Origin of the sequence: Aquicoccus sp. (assembly GCF_041686535.1) — a bacterium.
In the GTDB taxonomy this organism is placed as follows: domain Bacteria; phylum Pseudomonadota; class Alphaproteobacteria; order Rhodobacterales; family Rhodobacteraceae; genus Aquicoccus.
In genome coordinates, this window is sequence record NZ_JAWLDS010000168.1 from 1 (window position 1) to 3,848 (window position 3,848).

Annotated in this window: 5 protein-coding genes and 1 pseudogene; all 6 read left to right on the top strand. The window is 59.4% G+C overall.

Annotated elements, in window-relative coordinates:
* Positions 1 to 240 (top strand): annotated as a pseudogene (locus ACESL9_RS17385) (hypothetical protein); the annotation flags it as partial.
* A gap of 442 nt (positions 241 to 682) precedes the next feature.
* Positions 683 to 1,204 carry a hypothetical protein gene (locus ACESL9_RS17390; RefSeq protein WP_372675339.1) on the top strand — a complete coding sequence of 174 codons (522 nt, stop codon included), beginning with the start codon at positions 683 to 685 and terminating at the stop codon, positions 1,202 to 1,204.
* Between the two features lie 70 nt (positions 1,205 to 1,274).
* Positions 1,275 to 2,183, top strand: a complete 909-nt coding sequence (locus ACESL9_RS17395; RefSeq protein WP_372675340.1) for a transglutaminase-like domain-containing protein — start codon at positions 1,275 to 1,277, stop codon at positions 2,181 to 2,183.
* The gene (locus tag ACESL9_RS17400; RefSeq protein WP_372675341.1) at positions 2,180 to 2,374 is read left to right on the top strand and encodes a hypothetical protein; all 195 of its coding nucleotides are present in this window, start codon (positions 2,180 to 2,182) and stop codon (positions 2,372 to 2,374) included. Before ACESL9_RS17395 ends, ACESL9_RS17400 begins: the two co-directional genes overlap by 4 nt.
* A 129-nt stretch (positions 2,375 to 2,503) precedes the next feature.
* A complete protein-coding gene (locus ACESL9_RS17405) occupies positions 2,504 to 2,944 on the top strand; it encodes an alpha-ketoglutarate-dependent dioxygenase AlkB (protein ID WP_372675343.1) in 441 nt (146 codons plus the stop codon).
* A gap of 16 nt (positions 2,945 to 2,960) precedes the next feature.
* Positions 2,961 to 3,791: an HNH endonuclease gene (locus tag ACESL9_RS17410; protein WP_372675342.1), complete on the top strand. Its 831-nt coding sequence runs from the start codon at positions 2,961 to 2,963 to the stop codon at positions 3,789 to 3,791.
* The last annotated feature ends 57 nt before the right edge of the window (positions 3,792 to 3,848 follow it).

The window sequence follows — 3,848 nt, forward strand, 5'->3', positions numbered from 1 at the left end:
GCCATCGTCGGCTTCACCGCAGGCGGCTGGACCACCGGCAGCCACGCCAACCACGTGGCACAAACCATGGCCGGTGAACGGGTCATGGCGACGATGGTCCCCTGTCTGCGTCGAGCGTTCCCAGGCGGATCCGGCGCGTGCCGCGCATCTTGCCACGATCCGGCAAGCGACGGGCACGGGCAGGCGCGATGCGCGGATGGCGACCGGCTGGGCGACCTTGCCCGAAATGTCATTGCCTGACCGCACTCTCGCAGCCGCGTGCCTGACGGCGCTCGAACTGCCAACCAGTTGATCCCGACCCAAGCCGAGAGGACCGATGCCTAAAGAGACCAAGCGTGACAATGCCGAAAAATCTGCGCGCTGCGTGGGCACCTCCGGCTTCTGTCGCTGGGTGTTCCGCGCCGCCAGGTGGGCAAACGCCCGCTTGCGTTCGGCGCCTTCGCCTTTCGACGCCGCCAACATGAAATCGGCCCATGGCCCAGCCCCTGAAAACGAACAGATTCACGAACGCAACGGTATCTGGGTCGTCACGATCGGTGGCGTCTGGCACGGTGACTACACCGCGCGCGAACACGCTGTCGCCGCGGTCGCATCGTCCAGCCCACGTTCAAGGTGACGCGGCGAAAGCCTGTCGGCTGCCCTTGGCCGATCCACACACTCACGCCGAAACGAAAGGACGCACATGACCGACCCGATTTGCAAGACAACGGTCTCATTCGCGAAACCGTTCAGGATTTCGGGCCTTGACGAGTTGCTGCCAGCCGGTGACTACGATCTCGAAACGGAAATCCAGGCGCCGCCAGACCACCTGAACCCGGAACGGTGGAAGGCTTCTGTGATGGTGCAGTTGCACGCGCGCAGGTCTCATCCGGGCCTGTCACGCAACCTGACCGTGCCGCTTTCCGCGCTGGATCATGCCTTGACCCGCGACGGACAGCCCGCCAACGCACTGGTTGATTTCCTTGTCGAGGAAATGCTGGCCGATCCCATGATTCGGCTCGTGATGACGGCCGACCGGGTCTCGGAAGCCGAAATCCGCCAAATCTACGCGCAAGGCAACCTTGCAGGCTGTCCCGAAACTGGTGGCGATCATGGCGGCAGCCACAACCAGCCAAGACTGGATCGGCAGGTCGCCGCTGCGGTCCAGGTCGCAGAGAATGAAGGTATGCCGCAACGACATGCGGTTTCGCAGGAGGTCTCATAAAGGGCGTGGCGTTACATCATCCAACCGCAATCAAGGACGGCATGCACCTCCTCTGCCGGGAATACGGGCCATGTTGATCAGCCTCGGATGCCGTCTCGACTTCCATTTTCCACAACCGACACCGCTTATTGCGATGCTGACGGTCCATCAGTCCCGTTTCAGCGATCTGCTCCGGCAGGATGGCCTTGTCCTTGCTCCCGGCGTCCCGGCCGAAGGCTACCGGGACGGCTTTGGCAACTGGTGCATACGCATGGTCGCCCCGGCAGGAGATTTCATGCTGTCCACCAACGGGGTCTTTCGTGATGCCGGGCTGCCCGACCCGGTGGCACCAGAGGCGCGCCAGCATGAGGTGCAGGATCTGCCCTTCGACACGCTCGTCTATCTATTGGGAAGCCGCTATTGCGACACCGATCTGCTGTCCGAACAGGCTTGGCAGATCTTTGACAAGGGTCCGACCGGCTGGGCGCGCGTCCAGGCAATCTGCGACTTCGTTCAGGCCCATGTGACCTTTGGCTATCACCACGCAAAGGCCACGCGCACTGCCTCGCAGACGCTTGCCGAGGGCGTGGGCGTATGCCGCGACTTCGCGCATCTGGCGATCGCGTTGTGCCGCTGCTTGAATATACCCGCGCGCTATTGCACCGGTTACCTGAGCGATATCGGCGAGCCGCTGCCCCATCCGACCGGTGATTTCGCCGCCTGGATGGAGGTTTACCTCGATGGCCAATGGCACCTTTTCGACCCGCGCAACACCGCGCCCCGCTTCGCACGGTTTCTCGTCGCGCGGGGCCGCGATGCCGCCGATGTGCCCCTGACACAAACCTTCGGATCGGCAACCATGACCGGTTTCCTGGTCTGGACAGAAGAAACAGACCCGAAAGCCACCGCGGGTTTGGCAACATCCCCGGCGCCCGAAACGCTGGGCATTCATCTACCAACATTCACCCGGCTGACCACGCGCAAGGAGCGCAAACCATGACCAAAATCCATTCGGAGATCTTCACACCCAAAAGAGCCGCTGGCGATATTGCAACGAAACGCACCTGCCTGCGCTGCAAGACCATCTTCCAAAGCGAAGGGTTCGGAGAACGCATCTGCTCACGCTGCAAGGGATCGGTGGTGTGGAAATCGGCTGTGCCCGCGGGTGACGGCCGCCCCCGCAAGCGTTGACCATGCCGACATCCGCATCACTCACAGAACGGGATACACCTATCGGTTTGCTTTCGTTCCTAAAGTCGGAAATCAGGCATCCAACGCCGATCTGGCTGTCGAATTCGTAAAGGCTGCCGGGGGCACGTCCTGCCAAAAGCATCCCCTCGTTGGCAGCGCAACCGAAGGGTGGCAAAACGGTTGGCCTGTGAAGGCGTATTCCCGAAAACGCCGGATCAAGTCATCGTCAACGAGTGCCTACCCGGCCAAGGAATCGCGGCACATATCGACTGTCGCCCTTGCTTTGGCGAGACAATCGCAATCCTGAGCCTCGGGTCGGCCTGCGTGATGCGTTTTGAGCATCATCCAAGTTCCCGAACGGTTGATCTGGCTCTCCAGCCACTAAGCCTTCTGACCATCTCAGGCGAAGCGCGGCATGCATGGACCCACGCCATACCAGCGCGAAAAAGCGATCTGATCGGCGGTGAAAAACACCTGCGGTCGCGTCGGGTTTCGTTGACCTTCCGAACGATGCGGTTTGAATGGTCAAGGGTTGATCGGCGTTCGGAGCAGTGTGAAAGTCGCGGGTAGCACCGGAGGATGCCGTATGAAGATTGGTCAAATTGTTCGAAACAGCATCCCCGCGATTCTTGAATACTGTGAGACCCAAGACCCGGCAGAAATTGCCCGCCTCCAAGACCCGCGTTATTCGAAAGAGACATTCGACATCAACTATCCATTCTGCAAGCCAGTGGAGGCAATTGGCGAAACAGAACGTGTCCGGTACTGGACACGAGAATATGTTGTTTGCGGCGTCGCCGTTCGCATCACAAGTCAGTGGTTCAACCCGCCGACGCGCAATAGTCTGCAATTGCTCAATCAATACCTCGAACAGCGGCAAATAGAAGTACCGTTGTTACCCACCGCCTCTACAGAAAATGAAACGACGGCAGGTTTCCCTCGCGCCGCGCGAGGTCGCTATAAAGGCAACGCCATCGGGAATGCGCAAAATGCCTTGGTCCGAAACATACTGAGCCGCCTCGGCGAGGAACACTTCAACGAAGCGGACTGGCAGGAGGTTGTGCACGAATTTGGAAATGCTTGCGCCTATTGCGGCGCTCAGACTGATTTGGTCATGGATCACGTTATTCCCACCAACAAGCAATCGCTCGGGGAACACCGGATGGGAAACCTTGTCCCGAGTTGTCACACCTGCAATGCGAAGAAGGGCCAGCACGACTTCCGAGATTTTCTTGGCGAAGACCAAGTCAGAATTGATGCGATTCAAGCGCATATGGCCAAGCACTCCTATGACCCCATCGGGGACGATTCGCAGCTTCGTGAAATCATTGAGCTAGCCCATCAAGATTTAAGAGTCCTCGCAGATCGCTACGTTGCCATCATCAACGCCATGCAGAGACAGAAACCTAATGAGTAATTGAGCGAGAAAGCACCGCGGATTTCGTGGAGTATTGTGGTTGGGTCGGCGCCAAGA